Origin of the sequence: Candidatus Avelusimicrobium sp. (assembly GCF_051874775.1) — a bacterium.
Lineage (GTDB): Bacteria > Elusimicrobiota > Elusimicrobia > Elusimicrobiales > Elusimicrobiaceae > Avelusimicrobium.
Genome location: NZ_JBJEGE010000028.1, coordinates 77,758 through 97,080, shown reverse-complemented (window position 1 = coordinate 97,080; position 19,323 = coordinate 77,758). Strand labels below are relative to the sequence as shown.

The window sequence follows — 19,323 nt, the reverse complement described above, 5'->3', positions numbered from 1 at the left end:
CTGTTATGAGTATTGTTAAGCATTTTGAGAGTCCTTTTTCAATTCTATATTTATATTATCTTAATTCTAGCAAATAATTTTCTCTATCTATCACGTTCTGTATATGATAAAGCCTTCTCAAATCTTTCTTTTTTTTTTCTTTTCTCTCCCCAACGAAAAAAGGGGATTTTTGCACTGAAAAAGTGTTAAAATAAAAAGTATATGAGTATTGATAATTTTCCGCAAATTGACAAAAAACAACAAGACCGCTGGGATAAAGCCAATCTTTTCGCCAGCCCCAAAATGCCCCAAGGCAAAAAATTCTATTGCTTGGATATGTTCCCCTATCCTTCCGGTGCGGGGCTTCATGTGGGGCATCCCGAAGGATATACGGCTTCGGACATTTTGGTGCGTTATAAACTGATGAACGGTTATGACGTGCTGCATCCTATGGGCTGGGACGCTTTTGGTCTGCCCGCGGAAAACTACGCCATCGCGACGGGTATCCACCCGCGCATTACTACGCAGAAAAATATTGAAAATTTTAAACGCCAAATTAAATCTATCGGCCTCGCGTACGACTGGCACCGCGAAATCGACACGACGGATCCCGAATACTATAAATGGACGCAGTGGATTTTCCTGCAGCTTTTCAAGAAGGGCTTAGCTTATGAATCCACCGTGCCGATAAACTGGTGTCCGTCCTGCAAAACGGGCCTTGCCAACGAAGAAGTATTTAACGGCAAGTGCGAACGCTGCGGCCACCAAATTGAGCGCAAGGCACTTAGGCAGTGGATTTTAAAAATTACCGAGTACGCAGAACAATTATTGGAAGGACTTGAAGAACTGGATTGGCCGGAAAGTACGCTGACAATGCAGAAGAATTGGATCGGCAAGTCCAACGGCGCAAACGTCACGTTTAAATTAGACGGCTGCGACGAAACTCTTACCGTCTTTACCACCCGCCCCGATACGCTTTTCGGCGCGACGTATATGGTAGTGTCGCCGGAGCATCCGTTGTTGGAAAAAATCGTTACGCCGGAGCAAAAGGAATCCGTCAAAGCCTATCAGGCCGAGGCCGCCAAAAAGAGTGATCTCGAACGCGGCGATTTAAATAAAGACAAAACGGGCGTGTTTACCGGCGCGTATGCCATTAATCCGCTCAACGGCAAAAAAATTCCGGTCTGGACGTCCGACTACGTTTTAATGGGTTACGGAACAGGCGCGATTATGGCTGTTCCCGCACACGACGATCGCGATTATGCTTTCGCCAAAAAATTCGGCCTTGAAATCATCGAAGTCATCAAAAGCGAACAGGGCGTGGAAAAAGAAGCGTTTACGGGTGACGGCGAACTCGTCAACTCCGGTTTCTTAAACGGACTTCGCGTAAAAGAATCCAAAGCCGCTATGATTAAATGGTTGGAAGAACACGGCTGCGGAAATGCCAAAACTACTTATAAACTGCGCGACTGGGTATTCGCGCGCCAACGCTACTGGGGGGAACCGATTCCCGTCGTGCATTGCGATAAATGCGGTGTGGTTGCGCTGCCGGAAGACCAGCTGCCGCTGCGTCTGCCGGAAGTAGATAAATTTGAACCTGCGGGCACGGGGGAATCCCCGCTTGCCACAGTAACGGATTGGGTGAACACCACCTGCCCGCATTGTGGCGGCCCCGCCAAGCGCGAAACGAATACGATGCCCCAATGGGCCGGTTCGTGCTGGTACTATTTGCGTTATATGGATCCGAAAAATGCGTCTGCGCTGGTGGACCCTGCTGTTGAAAAGGCTTACGGGCCCGTGGATTGCTATATTGGCGGGGCGGAACACGCGGTGCTGCACCTATTGTATGCGCGTTTTTGGCACCGGGTGTTATTTGATTTGGGAATCGTCAGCCATAAAGAACCGTTCCATAAACTGCGCCATCAGGGAATGATTCTGGCGTTTTCGTACCGCGATAAAATGGGCGCCTACCACGGGTATGACGAAATTGATTTTAAAGACGGAAAAGCCTTCTTAAAAAACACGGGGGAAGAACTCTCCCCGATGGTAGAAAAGATGTCCAAATCCAAGAAGAACGTCATTAATCCCGATGATATTTTATCCCAATACGGGGCGGATGCTTTCCGTATGTATGAAATGTTTATGGGGCCGTTTGAAGCCAGCAAGCCGTGGGATATGAAAGGAATTGAAGGTATTTCGCGTTTCTTAAAACGTGTGGCTGCGTGGAGCGAAAACATACAGCTTTCCGAATCCGCCGCTCCTAAGAAAAGTGAAATTTTGAAAAATAAAACCATCGTTAAGGTGGGTGATGATATCGAAAATTTCCACTTTAACACGGCTATATCTTCGCTGATGGTGTTGTTTAATGACATCAGCAAATTGCCGCAGGTCAGCAAGCATACATTTGAGACGTTTTTGAAACTGTTGCATCCTTTTGCCCCGCACTTGACTGAAGAAATCTGGCAGCAAAAAGGCCACGAAACTTTTTTGGTCAAAACCGCGTGGCCGGCAGCTGATGAAACCCTGTTGCAAGATGACAGTGTGGAAATTGGCGTGCAGGTAAACGGTAAAGTGCGTGACCGTGTGGCGGTGCCGGCGGGAGCGTCTAAAGAAGAAATCGAAAAAATTGCGCTTGCGAGTGAAAAGGTGCAGCATTATTTGGAAGGTTTAGAAATTAAAAAGGTCATTGTCGTTCCCAACCGTATGGTAAGCGTGGTGGCGGTGCCGAAAAAATAATCTTACGGGCGGCGTGTTAAACCGCCGCCCGATCTTCTGGAGAAAGTATGAAAAAATTTCTGCTTGTCATCTGTTCTTTAGCCGCATTGGCGGCCTGCGCCAGCGAGGGGATTATCTATACGCCTCAGGCGCAGATTATGCCCCAGCATATTAAAAAAGTAGCCGTCCGGCCGATTTTAAATAAAACCGAAGTGTTTGCGCTTGAAGATAAATTTTACAACGAACTCTACGATGAGTTTTTGCGCAACGGCACGTATCAAATCGTATCCGAGAACAACGGGGCAGAAGGCGTGGTGGTAACTACCATTTCCCGCTATTTAAACGTACCCATCCAGTACGACAGCCAGCTCATTCCCACCGTTTATCGTATGGATATTTGGTTGGATGTGGTGCTGATGGATAAAACCACTAATGCGCCCGTCTGGCGCGAACCGGCGTTTTTGGGTACGCAGATTTACGCGGCATCCACTCTCCCGGGCGGTATGACCGAGGTACAGGCGCGCGATGTGGTGTTTGAAAAACTTTCCAAAGATATCGTTAAACGCACGGTAGACGGGTTCGGCTCCGTGATGAGCGAAAACAAAAAGAAAGTGATGAATAATCCTGAATATACCACTATTACCCAATAATATGCCCAGACTGACCGCGGAAAAATTACAGGCGCAGTTGGCGCAAAATACGCTTGTTCCCGTCTATCTGCTGACGGGGGACGACGCGTACCGCAAAAATTTAATCATTCAAAAAATCCGCGGGATTGCATTTCCGGACGATTTTAATTATTACGCTGCCGAAGCTGACAAGGCCGACTGGGGCGAAGCCCTTGCTTTGGCCAACACGGCGCCCGTGTTTTCAAACGTGCGTATGGTTGTGCTGACGGGAATTGAAAAAATCCGCAAAGACCCGAAAGAAGCTCTCCTGCGGTATTTGGAAAATCCGCTTTCCTCCACTATTTTGGTGCTGACCCACAACGATTCCAAAAAAATGAAAACCGAAAAAGCCCTTACTGAAGCTTGTTCTTTGGCAGGGGTAACGGCTGATTTTGCGGAACTTAAAAAAGAGGAATTAAACGTTTGGACACGCGAAAAAATGCGAGAAAAAGGGCTCAAGGCCGATTTTGACGCTGTGGATATACTTTGCGAAAGCGTGGGGGGAGAACTCAGCGCGCTTGAAAATGAGATGGAAAAACTTTATTTGTATGCGCTAGATCGACAAGATAAAACCATAACCAAAGAGGATGTGTTAGCGTGTATTGGTTTTAGCAAAGAGGAAAACCCGTTTGAACTGTCCAATGCTATAACATCGTGTTCCAAGGCGCGTGCCGTGCAGCTGGTGGATAAACTGCTGGATGACGGCGAGGAACCTGTCGGCGTGCTGAGTAAGATGACGTTTCCTATTTTAAAAATGGCGCGTATTAAACGTATGGCCGACGCGGGGATGGCGCCGTCGGATATTCTGCGTGCGGCGGGACTTATGTATTGGGAGAACCGTTTAGTCGGCTCCGCACGTTCGTTTCCGCCCCAGAAAAATTTTGTAAACGCCTTAAACCGCATTATTGATGCGGATTCAGCGTTAAAATCTTCCTCCGGATCCGACCCGAAGATTTTGCTCAAAGGCATTTTGCTGACGCTGTTTGCGGGAAGATAAGGCGGATTAAAAAATCTAAAGCCCTGCCTTGTGTTTAGGCAGGGCTTTTCTATCCCCCCGAAGTAAAATGTTTTGGAAATGCCTTTATAGCGGCTTGTTTAAAAATAATTTACTTACCGGTAAGTAAATTATAATATAAATAAGTGTAAAAAGTCCAGACCGGTTTTTGCGGCGGCGGACGCATTGCAAAAAGCGGCAAAATGGGAAAGTGTGTAGCGGTTTTAATCGTGGGCCGCTTAAATTGATACAATATAAATATGGAACTGTTATCCCAATTTATAGACATAATGTTACATCTTGACGTGCATTTAAACGCCTGGGCTGCATGGATGGGGATTTGGCTGTATGTGGTGGTATTTGCCGTCGTTTTTTGCGAAACGGGGCTTGTGGTTACGCCGTTTTTACCCGGGGATTCCCTGTTGTTTGCGTGCGGCGCGCTGGCCGCGTCCGAAGGTAGCGCGATTAATCTGTTTATGTTGATGCCGGTGATTTTTGCGGCGGCCGTACTGGGCGATTTTTGCAATTACGAAATCGGCAAGTGGCTGGGGCCGAAAGTATTTTCGCGCGAAACGAGCTGGCTGCTTAATAAAAAACATCTCGAAAAAGCCCACGCGTTTTATGAAAAATACGGCGGGAAAACTATCATTTTGGCGCGTTTTATTCCCATTATCCGCACGTTTGCGCCGTTTGTGGCGGGAATCGGAAAGATGACGTATTTCCACTTTGCTTCGTTTAACGTAATCGGCGCCTTGTTATGGACGGCGCTGTTTACGCTGGGCGGATATTTTTTTGCGGATTTGCCCGTAGTGCAGCATCATTTTCATTATGTGGTACTGGCGATTATTGTGCTGTCGGTATTGCCTGCCGTGTACGAGTTTTGGGCCGCGCGCCGCAAGAACAAATAACGCGTTTAGATTTTATAATGTTTGGGCCGCTTTCGGGCGGCCCTTTTTATGTGCGCGGACACTTTATTAGCGGGGATTTATGAGGGCTTGACCCGTTTTTTTTTTTTGATACCATGGGGTAACTTCAGGTTTGGCGGTTTACTTGTTTCATTGCGTCATTCCGGTCCTGCGGACGGCAGATAGTACGGAATCTCGTCGTTACGTAACAACAAGATTCCCGAACCCTGCGGGCCGCTAAACATTCGGGAATGACGTAAGTATAAGTAGGCCGCCAAACCGTATTATAAGGGGGATGTCCAATGTGTAAAAATGCCGTCATGCTGAACTTGTTTCAGCATCCATATCAAAGGGGAAAAAGACTTAATAAACAGACTGGATCCCGGATCCACGTCCGGGATGACGATACGGCTAAAGGTTTTACGCTTATCGAATTATTAGTCGTTGTGTTAATTATCGGAATCCTGTCCGCCGTTGCATTGCCGCAGTACGAAATGGCGGTGGCGAAAAGCCGTATTGCGCAGCTGCTTCCGTTTATGTCTTCCGTCAAAACGGCGCAGGAAGCGTATTATATGGCCAACGGCGATTATACTGATGACTGGACGGATTTGGACGTTACCATTCCCAATGGGTTGACGCCGTATGCGTGCGTTTCCGGCGGGCGTAATACACAATGTGTTCGGTTTTCTTTTGGGGCTGTTTGTTCTTTGCGCAGTTCGGGCGGGAGTATTTATTGCCGTGACGCCAACGGTAAATTACCTGAAATCGGAACTAATTATGATCATACAAGTAACGGACTCAACTATGGGGTGCATATTTGTATTGCTGCGGCGGATAGCATGCGGGAAAAAATTTGTAAATCGTTAGGCGGAGTATTAAAACAAACATCTGGAGGTCATAACTATTATGCTTTTTAATATGACGGAGAAACAGAACTGGGATTTCCGTATCGGTGTTATTTCCCCGTCAGCTCCACGGGCAGTTTGCCCATAGCTTTTTGGTTTCCCAAAATAATGTCAGCCGCAGTTTTCAGCACGTAACGGTTTAAGCCGTAAGTGGCCAGTACGGTGCCGGCCTCCGGATAATTTTTGATATCGTACGGGCTCATCGTGGAAATAAACACCGTATTTTTGTTTTCTTTGATTAACCCGTTAATGGCGTTTTTTTGGTTGATATTGGTTTTGTCTGCCCATTGCAGGCTGGTTACAATCAGCAAATCGGCCCCTTTTGCGCAGGCGGCGGCGCGTTGGCTGTCTTTCTTGCGCGGCGTCAGCGCAGCGTTATAACTGCGCACATTCCACCCTTTTGCAAGGAACGGTTTGCTCAAATCCATCAGTTGGTCCGAAAAGCGAGCAGGAGCAAAAAATACGGCGCAAACAGTGGGTTTTTTTGATGGGGGAGTAAACGGCAGTAAATTTTTTTGGTCCCGCACCAGTGTAACGGCTTTTGCGCTGATTTTTTCCAGTTCTGTACGGTAGGCTTTATGGGAAGGGGCGGGAGGTATTTGTTCGTAATCAAAAAGTCCCATCTGTCGTTTTGCTTCAAAAATCTTTCGGGCAGCTTCTTCCACACGCGGCTGCAGTTTTTTTTCTTTTACTTCCTGTGCCGCTTTGCCGAATACGGTCAACGGTTTAATATATCGTCCGAGCAAAATCATATCCGCACCGCTTTCTAATGCGCGTACGGTACATCCCGCAATAGTACAGTAGGCTGTGGCGCTTTTCATATCCAAGCTGTCCGTAACTACGAGGCCCTGAAATCCCAACCGCGTTTTCAATAAATCTTGCAAAATCGGTTTTGAAAAAGTGGCGATGTTTTTGGCATCCAAGGCGGGGTAGAGTACGTGTCCGGTCATTACACCGGAGACTCCTTGTTTTATGGCGGCGGCAAAAGGCGCCAGATGTACCTGCTGCATTTGTTTGGCGTTCGCGCGTACGACGGGAACGGCGTAATGCGAGTCTTGTTCTGTATCTCCGTGGCCCGGGAAATGTTTGACGATACTCATTACTCCGGCGGCTTTAAACCCGTGGATTAACGCCAGTCCCATTTTTGTTACGTCGGACGGATCCGCCCCGAAAGAACGTACGCCGATGATGGGATTATCGGGGTTATTGTTCACGTCTAAGACAGGTGAAAAGTTGATATGAACCCCCGAGCGTCGCAGTTCAAGGCCGGCCAGATAAGCGATAGCGGCCGCGCCTTCTTCGTCTGCGGCGGCGGAGAGCATCATATTGGTGGGCAGGTAGTCAAACCCCAAGGTAATGGGAGTGTAAACAGTGCCGCCTTCGTAATCAATGGAAATAAACAGCGGAATTTTATGCGGGCTTTTGGCCGCCCACGTTTGAAGTTTGGTAATCAGCTGTTTGGTTTGCTCCAGCGAGTAGTTGCCCCACTGGATAAGCGCGCCGCCGATTTTACCCGCCTCAATGGCCGGACGGACTTGTTCGGCGCTGTCCACATCTACAAACACGACGAGCGTTTGGCCCAGTTTTTCTTCAAAGGACAATTCTTCAAACGCGGGTGCGGCTGCCGCTAAAAGCGGGCAGAGAAGCAAGAAAGCGGCCAGTACTCTTTTCATTTGTTTACCTCAATAACCGGAATTTCTGAAGGTGCCAAAAAGCGCAGCGGAATTCCCCAGTAGAACATTCCGGAAGTGATGTAAAATTTCATTCTGTCTACTTCGTATAATCCGTACACGCGCGGAAACTGCAATTTTACCAGATATTTGAACGGAAAAATCTGCCCGTTGTGGGTGTGTCCGCTGAACATTAAGTCCGCGCCCGCCGCGGCGGCTTCTTCGGCATAGATGGGTGTATGGCTTAAGAAAATAAGCGGTTTTTGCGTTTCCGTTTGTAAAATCAAATTGGTTACGTCTTGTGCGGTTACGTGGGCGGTGCGTGCGTCTTTAACCCCTGCCACACGTACGCCGTTGGATAATTCGGCAGTTTCGTTTTCCAGCAAGTGTACGCCCGCTTCCCGAAATAGAGTTTTGGATTTGTCGTATCCCACGTAATACTCGTGGTTTCCAAATACGCCGTAAACGCCTAACGGCGGATTAAGCTGCTTGAGCCGTTTGGCATAGGCGGACATATTCGGCCCATATTCAAAAATATCTCCCAGCAGAAATACGGCGTCGGGATTTTCATCTTCTATTTTTTGGAGGGCCTTGTCAAAACGGGAGAGTGAAACGCCCATTCCCAGATGAGAGTCGGAAATTAAAGCGATTGTCATTTTCGGCGCATTAGGAACAGTTACCCGTATCCGTTTAACCTGCGGGTTTGAAAAACCGCCCCACAGCGCTAGTGCAAACACAAAGGCCGTTACTGTTAAGCTGAGGGGTCCCAGCCACGTCCGTGCGGAAAGGTGTAACAGCTGTAAAATCCAACAAACCAACACGCTGCCCGCACTAACGCAAAAGGCCAAAAATGCAAGCCCGAACCACGTATACGCTACATAATACAGCGCGCCCGTAAATGCGCCGCTGTGGGTGCGGGTGTAACTCATCCCGAATAAAATGAAAGCCGTTAGTAAAACAGGTAACACTCCAACAGGTATTTTCCATCCTATCCGCGGAAACGCGATAAACAGCCACGCACCCGTTACGGCCTGCATTCCCCATAAAACAAACGTTACTACCGCTAAAAACATATTGTCCCCGAAAAGTGTGGATAAACGCATAAGCGCTTATTATATTTTACACAATAAATAAGTATAATATATCTATATACGTATTCTAAAACGAGGAAATAAAACATTATGACCGTAAAAGTTAGATTTGCCCCGTCTCCGACCGGATTTTTACATATCGGAGGGGTTCGCACCGCGCTTTTCAACTACCTTTTCGCCAAAAAAAATAAAGGCACGTTTTTGTTAAGAATTGAAGATACCGATGAGGAACGCTCCACCCAAGCCTCTACGGACGCCATTTTTGAAGGAATGCAGTGGATGAATTTAACGTGGGACGAAGGCCCAATGCCTGACGGTACCAATAAAGGCCCCGACGCCCCCTACTATCAAGCCATCCGCGCCGACCAAGGAATTTATAAAAAATACATTGACCAACTCATCGCCGAAGGCAAAGCGTATAAATGCTATTGTACCGAAGAAGAGCTGGAAGCCAACCGCCAGAAATGTCTGGCCGAACACCGTCCGCCGAAATATAGCGGAAAATGCCGCAATTTAACGCCCGAGCAGCAAAAAGAGCTGGAAGCGCAGGGCCGTAAATACGTTATCCGCTTCCGTATGCCGGAAGAAGGCGACGTGGAATGGGACGATATGATTCGCGGTCACGTAAAATTTGCCAGCAAGGATTTGTATGACCTTGTTATCCAGAAAACAAGCGGCTACCCCACCTATAACTTTGCTGTGGTTATCGATGATCATTTAATGGGAATGACGCACGTTATCCGCGGGGACGATCATATTTCCAATACCCCTTCGCAAATTCAAATTTACCGCGCACTCGGTTGGAAGGAACCGGTTTTTGCCCACTTGTCTATGATTCACGGACCGGACGGCAAAAAACTTTCCAAACGCCATGGTGCGACGAACGTGGTGGAATTCCGTAATATGGGATACTTGCCGGAAGCGTTGAAAAACTATTTGGCGCTTTTGGGCTGGGCTACCAGCGATTCGCAGCAAATTTTTGCCGCAGGCGAACTGGAAGAAAAATTTGACATCTCCGGCTGCCAGCCCAGTCCGGCCGTGATGGATCCGGAAAAATTGAACTGGATGAACGGAGAATACATCCGCGCCACGCCGATTGCCCGCCTGACGGACCTTGCTATGCCGTTTATAGAAAAAGCAGGTATTGATGTATCCAAAACGGAGCGCGCGAAACTGGAAGGTATTATTGGGCTGGAGCAGGAGAAATATAAACTCTTAACCGAAATTCCGGATTTAATTCGCTTCTTTTTTGAAGATCCCGTTTTTGAACAAGAAGCCGTGGAAAAAGTATTTGGTAAACCCGAGGCCAAACAGGCGCTTGAGCTGATGATTGCTTCCTACGGGAAATTGGAAGATTTTACTGAAGCTAATTTGGAATCCGCCGCTCGCACCGCTGCCAAAGAAAACGGACTGAAAGCGGGGCAGATTTTTCACCCCGTACGCGTTGCCGTTTCAGGCCGTACCCACGGACCGACCCTGTTCAAAATGCTGGAATATATGGGGAAGGACGTTGTGCTCGCGCGCTTAAATCACGCGCTGTCGTACTGCAAATAATTGCATCTGATCTGCCATTACCGGCAAGGACGCTATGAAATACTGGTTTTTTGACGGAAGCGACATAGTCGGTCCTTTTTCGCCGCAGGAACTTTTGCGGAGAAAGGGATTTTCCGTTTCCAACAGTTTAGTGTGTCCTGAAAATTTTAGCGAAGACGAGGACAGCTGGAAAACGGCGTCCTCGTTTGCTGATTTTGGGCAGGACGGACAGCCCGTTCCCTCCGCCCCGCCGACAGCGGAACTCACTGACGAATCAACGGCGGAAGAAGCTGCTTTATTTGACAAAGAAATGGATACGTTTCTCAAAAACCCGTCCATTTTGGCGGGCACGGCCGAACCCGCGCCGGACGGGCCTGCGCTTGAAATTCCCAAAAAACCCGCCAAACCCGGCCCTATTGAAGATTATTTCAACAACATTAACAGCGAAGATTTGGGCGGTATTTTAGGTATTCCGGAACCGAACGAAAATTCGGATATGAATCTTCCGCGCGCGTTTGAAAAGGAATTTGAAGAGACTGTTCCTCCTTCGGACAAGGAAATTGATTTTGTAGAATCGGACGCGGAAGAAGCGGAAGAAGCGGAAGAACCCGCCGCAGCGGAGGATTCGTCTGCGGAAACGGCCGATGTTCCCGTCCCGCCAAATTCCGGCGCACAGGAAACGGAAGAAACTTCCGCGCCGCAAACTGCTGCAGTGCCGCACCGTGTCCGGCCGGAGGAACCCTCTTCTATAAAATTGGTGCAAGATGAGCCGTCCGTCACTATTTCCGTGGTGGAGGAAAACGCGGAGCCTGTTCTTGTTTTGCCAGCGCATTGTGCGCCGGAACAGCAACCGGAGACTGCTTGCGTTCCGGCGGAAGAAGATTCTGCCCCCGCGGAAGAAACGCCGTCCGAACCGGAACCGGATTCTGAACCGGAGCCGGAACTGGAAAATCTTTCTACGTGTACACTTCCGTTAGTAGGGTCGGAGAACGAAAAGGTTTCTCTTCCGGAAATACCTAAAGATGATGTTTTTATACCAGAGTCGGTACAAGCGGAAGAAGAATTATTTGTTTCTATACAAGATTTGCAAGAACCGGCTGATACAGTACAAGTTTCATCGGAACCGGAGTCAGATTCAGTACCGCCGGAAACGGCGCCGGAGACCGCGCCGCAGCCGTTGCCTGACTTGGCGGGGAAAAACATTTCTGAATCAATGGATAACCCCGCATCTGACATCTCTACTCGTCTCATAGCTTCCGAAGAAATAGCGCCAAAGGCCGCACCACAAATGAGGCCGGCACAAGAAGTCATCTCCGAACCGGAGGAACTTGTTCCCGCTGCAAAAAATCAACAGGGAGAACAGCCCGCGGACTTGCGCGAAACAGTACAGGAAGAAACTGCCGTTCTGCCTCAGGAAGACCCCAGAGAGCAAACCGTCCGCGATATTTTGCGCGGTAAATTGACGATTCCTGCGGAAGAGGAGTTGAAAGAACCGCTTAAAACAGTTCCCATAGCGCCGGAAGTAAACCAGATTAAACCTAAATTAAACCAAACGCCGGAAATCACGCGCTTTTTAGATAGGCAGAGCCGGATTATCCGCCATTCCCAAAATAAAAAAGCGGATATGATGTTGTGGATTTTGGCGTGCCTGCTTGCATTGGGGGTTTTATATGCGATTCTTCGTTTTGTAGCGTTGCGTCCGGCGGTTTCCGCAGCTGTTGCACCGCCGGCCGCCGTTGCGCCTTCCGCTGCGGCAGCCGCGCCTTCCGGTCCTTCCGCCGCCAAGGATCTTTCTGTTCCTCCGCCTACGCCTGTGCTCCGCGTACCGGAGGTAAAGCCCGTCCTTCCGCCTGCTCCGCTTACTGCGGCGGATAAAGCATTGGCCGCGGTGCAGAATTACCGTTTGTCGGGAGATAGGGGAACGATTGCTTCATATTTTGACCGGATATATAAAACGAAACTTTCCCAAGGATATACGGGAAATTGGAGCGCGGAAGCTTTGCATAAGAATATATATATTGTAAAATACAGACTAAGCAAAACGCGTTTGGAACCTGTGGTATACGTGTTTCAGGCGGATGCGGCACGGGAAAAACTGACGGGCGCGCTCAATAACGCCGCGTTAGATTTAGTGGGCAAGATTTGATGGTATTATAGGGTCGGCACCGCAGCCGGAAATTTTACTGAAGAGAGGGTTTTATGGCAGAACAGCAACCGATGGTTAAAGCCACGATGGATGATTTGTTTAAACTGATGAAAGCGAAAAACGCTTCTGATATTCACTTAACAGTTGGCGTACCGCCCGTTTTACGTATTCAGGGCCGCTTGTACCAGACACCATTTGAACCCCTCAACAAAGAAAGCGTGCAGACGTTGGTTTACTCTATTTTAAACGACGAACAACGTCAAACGTTTGAAGAGAAACTAGAGCTAGACTGCTCTATCGGTCTTAAATCGCTCGGCCGTCTGCGCGTAAACGTATACAAACAAAAGGGCTGTGTGGCGGCGGCGTTTCGTTCCATTCCCAATGAATTTAAATCTTTTGAAGAGTTAAATTTGCCCCCTGTGGTATATAACATTATGAAGTTAAATAAAGGGCTGGTGCTGGTAACGGGTTGTACGGGGTCTGGTAAATCTACGTCTTTGGCCAGTATGATTAACTATTTGAATATGAACGAAAGTAACCACATTATGACGGTGGAAGATCCTATCGAATTCGTTCATCCGCATAAACGCAGTATCGTCAACCAGCGTGAGGTCGGCGCAGACACGCATTCGTTTGCCGATGCGCTGAAACACTTTTTGCGTCAGGATCCGGATATCATTCTGGTGGGCGAGCTTCGCGACATTGAAACAATGGAAGCGTGTTTGACGCTGGCCGAAACCGGCCATTTGGTATTTGCCACCTTACATACCAACGACGCGGTACAGTCCATTAACCGTATCATCGATGTATTTCCGCCTAACCAGCAGCCGCAGATTCGCACGCAGCTGTCCTTTGTGCTGGAAGCGATTATTTCCCAGCAGTTAATTCCCACGCTGACGGGTGGACGCGCAATGGCGGCCGAAGTAATGCTTGCTAACTCTGCTATCCGCAGCTTAATCCGCGATGGAAAACCCGAACAGATTTTGTCTACAATGCAAACCAACGCCGGTATGGGTATGATTACGATGAACCAAGCGCTGGGTGATTTGTATATGCAAAAGAAAATCAGCTATCAGGAAGCGATTGGTCATACAGGGGATCCGTCCGGCCTGAAAACATACTTACAGCAGAAGCTGGGTACCTCCAACTTTAAATAATTGGGGCATAACAATTAACCTCACCGGCCTTTAAACCAAGTTGTTTAAAGGCCGGTTTAGTGCATTTCTTACAATTCCCCTTGTGTAAGCAGATGGTGTTTTATAGAGTAGAAGGGGAGGAAAAGCGTGTAAATAAATGTATAAATTTATAAAAATGGGTTTTTAAAAAATGTACCGCTCAGACAGAAACAGAGTAATATTATATTTAAAAAGGGTAAAAATCTGACAGGTTGAATTAAGTTTTGTCAAGTATTTATACAAAAAAGTGTGCGTAAATTTGTTTTAGTTCTCCTAAATTTATAAAATATACCTATATAGAAGTAAGCAAGGAAAAAGGATTTCCGTAAGGAGAACAAATGAAAAATAAACACCTTGAACCCATTGCCATAGTTGGTATTGGCGCCATTATGCCCGGAGCGTTGACGAAAGACGAATTCTGGAACAACATCAAAGAGGGCAAGTATTGCATTACCGAAATACCCGAGTCTTACTGGGACTATAAACTTTTCTACAGTCCTGATCATAAAGCCGAAGATAAGTTATATTCTAAAATCGGCGGTTTTATTCCCCAGACGTTTAAATTCAATTCCCTCAAATATCGTATTCCTCCCCAAATCGCCAAACAGATGGATACCGTACAACATTTGGCTATCGAAACCACGCGTATGGCTTTAGAGGATTCCGGTTACGATAAAAAGGAGTTTGACCATAACCGTACTGCGGTGATTATCGGCAACTCGATGGGCGGTATGAAGAACGAAATGTCCAATACCCGCCTGAATAGACCTTTCTTATACGAAATCCTTAAAAATACTCCTACTTATAAATCACTTGCTCCGGCCGACGCCCAAAAAATGATGGATGAAATGGATGCCGGCGTGCGTGAAAAATTTACTCCGGTCAATGAAGACTCTATGCCCGGAGAGCTCGCCAACGTAATTCCCGGCCGCGTGGCCAATGTGTTCGACCTGCATGGCACCAACTTCGCCGTGGACGCCGCGTGCGCCACTTCTTTGGCCGCCATCGACCAGGCCGTAAACGGTCTTCGCATGGGCAATTTTGATATGGCTATCGCCGGCGGCGTGGACCAGATGATGTCCCCGTCCGCTTACATTAAATTCTGTAAAATTGGCGCGCTTTCCGAAAAAGGCTCCTGCCCGTTTGACGCCAAGGCCGACGGTTTCGTCATGGCCGAAGGCGCGGGTATGGTGATTTTGAAACGCCTCTCGGATGCCGTAAAAGACGGCGACAAAATTTACGCCGTTATCCGCGCGGTCGGCGCGTCTTCCGACGGGAAAGGCAAAGGCATTACCGCCCCGAACCCGAAAGGCCAAAAAATCGCCGTGGAAAAAGCGTTTGAACAGGTGGAATACACCCCCGGCGACGTGGGCCTTGTAGAAGCGCACGGCACCAGCACCCGCGTGGGCGACGCTGTGGAACTCAATGCGTTAAACGAAATTTTCAGCGCGCATGCCAAACCCGGCACCATCGGTTTGGGCAGCGTAAAAAGCCAAATCGGCCACGCCAAAGCGGCGGCCGGTATCGCTTCTTTAATCAAAACTTCGCTCGCCTTATATAATAAGGTGTTGCCGCCGTCCGTCAACTTTGAAACCCCGAACCCGACCGTGGACTGGGCCACCTGCCCGTTCCGCGTGATTACCAAACTGGAAGACTGGAACACGGACAAAGTGCGTCGCGCCAACGTTTCCGCGTTTGGCTTCGGCGGAACCAACTTCCACGTGGCCATGGAAGAAATGAACGACGGCCTACTTAAAAAAGAAGAAGCCAAAGTGTGCCACTGTGCCGTACCCTCTACCCCCAAACAGGAGAACGTAAACATGACTTATACCCTTCACGTGTCCGGAGAAAAAATCCAAAGCGACGTATTAACCTTCTCCGCCGCCACGAAGCAGGAACTTTTTAACGTGCTGGATAAAGCGCTCGTCGCCATTCAGTACGATCCCACCTACCTGCCCAGCATTTCCTATAAAAACCATATCGCCAAGCCGGGTAAATTCGCGGTGACGATTAACGTGGAAACGCCGGAAAAACTGAAAGAAAAAATCGAATTTTTCAAAAAAACCGCCTCTTCCCAGGACGTTTGGGAACAGGAATCCCTGTACCTGCGCATGAAAGGCATTTATCCTTTTACGCCCAGTGAAATTAAACCTAAAGTCTGCTTTATGTTCCCCGGTCAAGGTTCCCAGTATGTGGATATGATGAAGGATTTGGCTTCTAAATACAAAATCGTACAGGATACATTTGATGAAGCTGACCGCCTGCTAGTTAATATCATTGGCCAGACCTTAACGGAAACTTTATGGAGTAAACCCGGTGAATCAAAGGAAAAAATTGCCGAACGCGAAGCCGCCATCAAGAAAACCGAGATGACCCAGCCTGCCGTGCTGACGGCGGATATTGCGATGATGCGCCTGTTGTCGTCTTTTGGCATTAAGCCCGACGTCGTAATGGGTCACAGTTTGGGCGAATATGCCGCTGCTGTAGCTGCCGGCATCTTTGATTTTGAAAACGGCCTAAAAGCTGTGTGCACGCGCGGTAAAGTAATGTCCGAAATTAAAGTGGAGGACAACGGTAAAATGGCTTCCATCGCCGCCCCCGTGGAACGCGTGGAACCCGAACTCGCGCGCATTAACGGTTACGTGGCCGTAGCCAACAAAAACTGCCCGACGCAGACCGTAATCGCCGGCGCCTCCAAATCTATTGACGACGCGATTAAAATGTTTACGGATATGGGTATTCAAGCAGTGCAAATTCCGGTTTCGCACGCTTTCCACTCCGCGATTGTGCGTCCCGCTATGCCGCAGTACCGCGCGTTCTTAGATACGCTCAAATTCAACGCGCCCACTATGCCCATTACCACCAACGTGACGGCGGAATTCTATCCGTCCGATCCGGAGAAAATCAAAGACCTTATGGTTACGCAGATTTCCCACTCCGTGGAATGGATTAAACAGCTGCAAACCACTTACGATTCCGGCGTACGTCTGTTTGTGGAATGCGGCCCCAAACGCGTACTTTCCGCCTTGGCCTCCAACACCTTGTCCGACAAGAAAGACATCAAAGTGTTGGCTTCCAACCATCCCAAAAAAGGCGGTATTGTAGAATTTAACGACTTGTTCGCCAACCTCATCTCTTCCGGCATCCATTTGGATTGGAATGGTACCGATATGTACGGCGACAACTCCACCTTCAACCCTGCTTTCGTAAACTGGGTAACCGGAACCGCTACCCCCGTGGAAAAAGCTGAAGGAACCGTGGCGGCGCAAGCTCCGGCTGCAGCGTGTTCAGTTTCTTCGTGCGGCAATGGCGGTAAAAAATCCGTGGTCATCAGCGGTATTGCCGCGGGCGGCCCCGGCAGCTGGGATAAAATTTTCCGCGAAGGCGTGCTGGACGAAATTCTTTCCGGCCGCAACATGATTGAACCCGTTTCCGCCGAAATTCAGCAGAAACAAATCGACAAACACGTCGAGTTCGTCATTAAATCCAAAGACGGCAACCACCGCTTTGAACGTTTGACCTCCCCGATGCAGGCCATTAAACTGGCAGCTAAAGGCGGCGCGTTTGATTTGGAAAAAGAATTCGGTTTGCCGGCTAAATGGGTCCGCTCGATGGACCGCTCTTTCCAGTTGGCGATTGCTGCGGGTATTTTAGCTCTTAAAGACGCCGGCATTCCGCTGGTTCTTTATTACAAACCCACTTCTACGGGCGGCTACCTGCCGGACCGCTGGGGGCTGCCGGCCGATATGATTGACGAAACGGGCGTGATTTTCACCTCCGCTTTCCCTGTGGCCAACAGTATGATGGGCGATTTATCCAAACGCGTGGCGGGACTCCTTAATAATAAGACCGCCAAAGAAGTCCGCGCGTTCTGCGACAAATTTATCGCGCAAATTTCCGATCCGGCCCTGAAAGCCGAAATCGAAGCTTGGTATCAGGCCAACTTTAAAGATAAAGAAGTGGAACCCGAAGCGTTTACTTCCGAATTTATCTTAAAAACCATTATTATCGCCCACTCGCATTTCTGCCAATGGATTCGTGCCCGCGGCCCGGCGACCGCGATGAGTGCCGCGTGCGCTTCCACCGCGCAGGCCATCTCCGTGGCGCAGGACTGGATTAAACTCGGCCGCTGCAAACGCGTCATCGTCATCAGCGCCGATGATATTACCAACGACAATGTGTCCGAATGGATTTTGACGGCTTTCTTGGCCTCCGGCGCCGCTACGACGGAAGCCGACGTTACCAAAGCCGCCCTTCCGTTTGACCGCCGCCGCAACGGTATGATTGTGGGTATGGGTGCTGTGTCCCTTATCGTGGAAGACGAAGCGGAAGTCGCTAAACGCGGTATGAAACCGCTTGCCAAACTGCTGTCTACGGAAATTTCCAACAGCGGTTTCCACGTAACCCGCTTGGATGTCGGCCACGTGGCCCAGGTAATGAACCGCTTGGTCGCTACTGCCGAAAAGGAATACGGACTCAACCGTTCTGACATTGCCAAGCAGCTCGTTTTCATTTCGCACGAGACGTATACGCCCGCCCGCGGCGGTTCCGCGAGTGCGGAAGCGTATGCGTTGAAATCCACCTTTGGCGCAGACGTCAGCAGTGTGATCGTCAGCAACACTAAAGGCTTTACCGGCCATTCGATGGGTGCCGGTTTGGAAGACGCTATCGCTGTGCGCTGCCTCAATACGGGGCTTGTTCCGCCGATTGCAAACTTTAAAGAGGCTGACCCGGAACTCGAAGGCATTACGCTGAGCAAAGGCGGGCATTACAACTTTAAATACGCCTTGCGCTTAGCCGCCGGTTTCGGTTCCCAATTGGGTATGACTTTACTTGAAAAAGTGTGGCAAGTGGGCGAACCGCGTATCGCGGATGAAGCCAAACATCAAGCGTGGCTGAAAGAAATTTCCGGTCAGCAGGCTCCTGTCTTGGAAGTAGTGCAGAATACGCTTCGCATTAAAGATAACTACCGGCACGGCGTTAAACCTGCCTTGGTAATGGAAGGCTCCCAAGCGTTTGTGGATAAAGTAAATACCGTCCACGGCGCCAAACCCGCCGTTGTTGCGGCGGCCCCTGCGGTAACGCCTGTTGCCCAGCCCGCTCCGGCGGCTGCCCCTGTGGCTGCGAAACCTGTCGCGCTCGACGAAGCGACGGTAACGAAAGAAGTCGTCAAAATGGTTGGCGAAAAAACGGGTTATCCCGAAGACATGCTTGATATCGATCTCGATATGGAAGCTGATTTGGGTATCGATACCGTTAAACAAGCCGAACTGTTTGCCTCCCTGCGCGAACATTATGGTATCGCCCAGCAAGACGGTATCCAGCTGAAAGACTACCCGACGATCCGCCACTGTATTAAATTTGTACTCTCTAATGCGGGAGCTTCTGCTCCGGCGGTAACGCCCGTTGCCCAGCCCGCCCCGCAGGCCCCGGTGGCCCCTGTAGCGGCTCCGGCCCCGGTGGCCGCGAAACCTGCCGCCGCTTTGGATGAAGCGACGGTGACGAAAGAAGTCGTCGCGATGGTCGCCGAAAAAACGGGTTA

12 protein-coding genes are annotated in these 19,323 nt (G+C 49.2%); 9 read left to right on the top strand and 3 right to left on the bottom strand.

What is annotated here, in order from left to right; translation table 11 throughout:
- Positions 1 to 201: 201 nt before the first annotated feature.
- The 4 genes from leuS to ACI351_RS06215 all read left to right on the top strand — a co-directional run bounded on the left by leuS (position 202) and on the right by ACI351_RS06215 (position 5,264).
- The gene (gene leuS, locus ACI351_RS06230; protein ID WP_439734387.1) at positions 202 to 2,715 is read left to right on the top strand and encodes a leucine--tRNA ligase; all 2,514 of its coding nucleotides are present in this window, start codon (positions 202 to 204) and stop codon (positions 2,713 to 2,715) included.
- A 47-nt stretch (positions 2,716 to 2,762) separates the two neighbouring features.
- The gene (gene lptE / locus ACI351_RS06225) at positions 2,763 to 3,344 is read left to right on the top strand and encodes an LPS assembly lipoprotein LptE (protein WP_439734386.1); all 582 of its coding nucleotides are present in this window, start codon (positions 2,763 to 2,765) and stop codon (positions 3,342 to 3,344) included.
- A gap of 1 nt (position 3,345) precedes the next feature.
- Positions 3,346 to 4,359: a DNA polymerase III subunit delta gene (gene holA / locus ACI351_RS06220; RefSeq protein ID WP_439734385.1), complete on the top strand. Its 1,014-nt coding sequence runs from the start codon at positions 3,346 to 3,348 to the stop codon at positions 4,357 to 4,359.
- Between the two features lie 257 nt (positions 4,360 to 4,616).
- On the top strand, positions 4,617 to 5,264 hold the full coding sequence (locus ACI351_RS06215; protein WP_439734384.1) for a DedA family protein: 648 nt from the start codon (positions 4,617 to 4,619) through the stop codon (positions 5,262 to 5,264).
- A gap of 124 nt (positions 5,265 to 5,388) precedes the next feature.
- On the opposite strand, the gene ACI351_RS06210 is transcribed toward ACI351_RS06215, so the two are convergent.
- Positions 5,389 to 5,583, bottom strand: a complete 195-nt coding sequence (locus ACI351_RS06210) for a hypothetical protein (protein WP_439734383.1) — start codon at positions 5,581 to 5,583, stop codon at positions 5,389 to 5,391.
- On the opposite strand from ACI351_RS06210, the gene ACI351_RS06205 reads away from it, so the two are divergent.
- Entirely contained in the window at positions 5,564 to 6,178 is a 615-nt protein-coding gene (locus tag ACI351_RS06205) for a type IV pilin protein (RefSeq protein ID WP_439734382.1), read from the top strand. The two genes, ACI351_RS06210 and ACI351_RS06205, sit on opposite strands and share 20 nt — an antisense overlap.
- Positions 6,179 to 6,216: 38 nt before the next feature.
- Here ACI351_RS06205 and ACI351_RS06200 read toward each other — a convergent pair whose 3' ends face one another.
- Both ACI351_RS06200 and ACI351_RS06195 read right to left on the bottom strand, forming a co-directional pair.
- Entirely contained in the window at positions 6,217 to 7,839 is a 1,623-nt protein-coding gene (locus ACI351_RS06200) for a glycoside hydrolase family 3 N-terminal domain-containing protein (RefSeq protein WP_439734381.1), read from the bottom strand.
- Entirely contained in the window at positions 7,836 to 8,909 is a 1,074-nt protein-coding gene (locus tag ACI351_RS06195; protein WP_439734380.1) for a metallophosphoesterase, read from the bottom strand. Before ACI351_RS06195 ends, ACI351_RS06200 begins: the two co-directional genes overlap by 4 nt.
- 108 nt (positions 8,910 to 9,017) lie before the next feature.
- Between ACI351_RS06195 and gltX the strand changes: the two genes are divergently transcribed.
- From gltX to ACI351_RS06175, 4 genes are all read left to right on the top strand, one after another.
- Positions 9,018 to 10,481, top strand: coding sequence for a glutamate--tRNA ligase (gene gltX / locus ACI351_RS06190; RefSeq protein ID WP_439734379.1), 1,464 nt, complete (start codon positions 9,018 to 9,020; stop codon positions 10,479 to 10,481).
- A gap of 34 nt (positions 10,482 to 10,515) precedes the next feature.
- Complete coding sequence (locus tag ACI351_RS06185; protein ID WP_439734378.1) at positions 10,516 to 12,606, top strand: hypothetical protein; 2,091 nt, start codon at positions 10,516 to 10,518, stop codon at positions 12,604 to 12,606.
- A 53-nt stretch (positions 12,607 to 12,659) separates the two neighbouring features.
- A complete protein-coding gene (locus ACI351_RS06180) occupies positions 12,660 to 13,763 on the top strand; it encodes a type IV pilus twitching motility protein PilT (protein WP_439734377.1) in 1,104 nt (367 codons plus the stop codon).
- A 356-nt stretch (positions 13,764 to 14,119) separates the two neighbouring features.
- Positions 14,120 to 19,323: beta-ketoacyl synthase N-terminal-like domain-containing protein (locus ACI351_RS06175; protein ID WP_439734376.1), on the top strand; the 5,204-nt coding region annotated here is incomplete at its 3' end.

Coding starts and splice junctions, on each gene's coding strand:
- ACI351_RS06205 (WP_439734382.1), top strand. CDS start 5,564: ATGTGTAAAAATGCCGTCATGCTGAACTTGTTTCAGCATCCATATCAA.
- ACI351_RS06210 (WP_439734383.1), bottom strand. CDS start 5,583: ATGACGGCATTTTTACACATTGGACATCCCCCTTATAATACGGTTTGG.
- ACI351_RS06180 (WP_439734377.1), top strand. CDS start 12,660: ATGGCAGAACAGCAACCGATGGTTAAAGCCACGATGGATGATTTGTTT.
- holA (WP_439734385.1), top strand. CDS start 3,346: ATGCCCAGACTGACCGCGGAAAAATTACAGGCGCAGTTGGCGCAAAAT.
- ACI351_RS06215 (WP_439734384.1), top strand. CDS start 4,617: ATGGAACTGTTATCCCAATTTATAGACATAATGTTACATCTTGACGTG.
- lptE (WP_439734386.1), top strand. CDS start 2,763: ATGAAAAAATTTCTGCTTGTCATCTGTTCTTTAGCCGCATTGGCGGCC.
- leuS (WP_439734387.1), top strand. CDS start 202: ATGAGTATTGATAATTTTCCGCAAATTGACAAAAAACAACAAGACCGC.
- gltX (WP_439734379.1), top strand. CDS start 9,018: ATGACCGTAAAAGTTAGATTTGCCCCGTCTCCGACCGGATTTTTACAT.
- ACI351_RS06200 (WP_439734381.1), bottom strand. CDS start 7,839: ATGAAAAGAGTACTGGCCGCTTTCTTGCTTCTCTGCCCGCTTTTAGCG.
- ACI351_RS06195 (WP_439734380.1), bottom strand. CDS start 8,909: ATGTTTTTAGCGGTAGTAACGTTTGTTTTATGGGGAATGCAGGCCGTA.
- ACI351_RS06185 (WP_439734378.1), top strand. CDS start 10,516: ATGAAATACTGGTTTTTTGACGGAAGCGACATAGTCGGTCCTTTTTCG.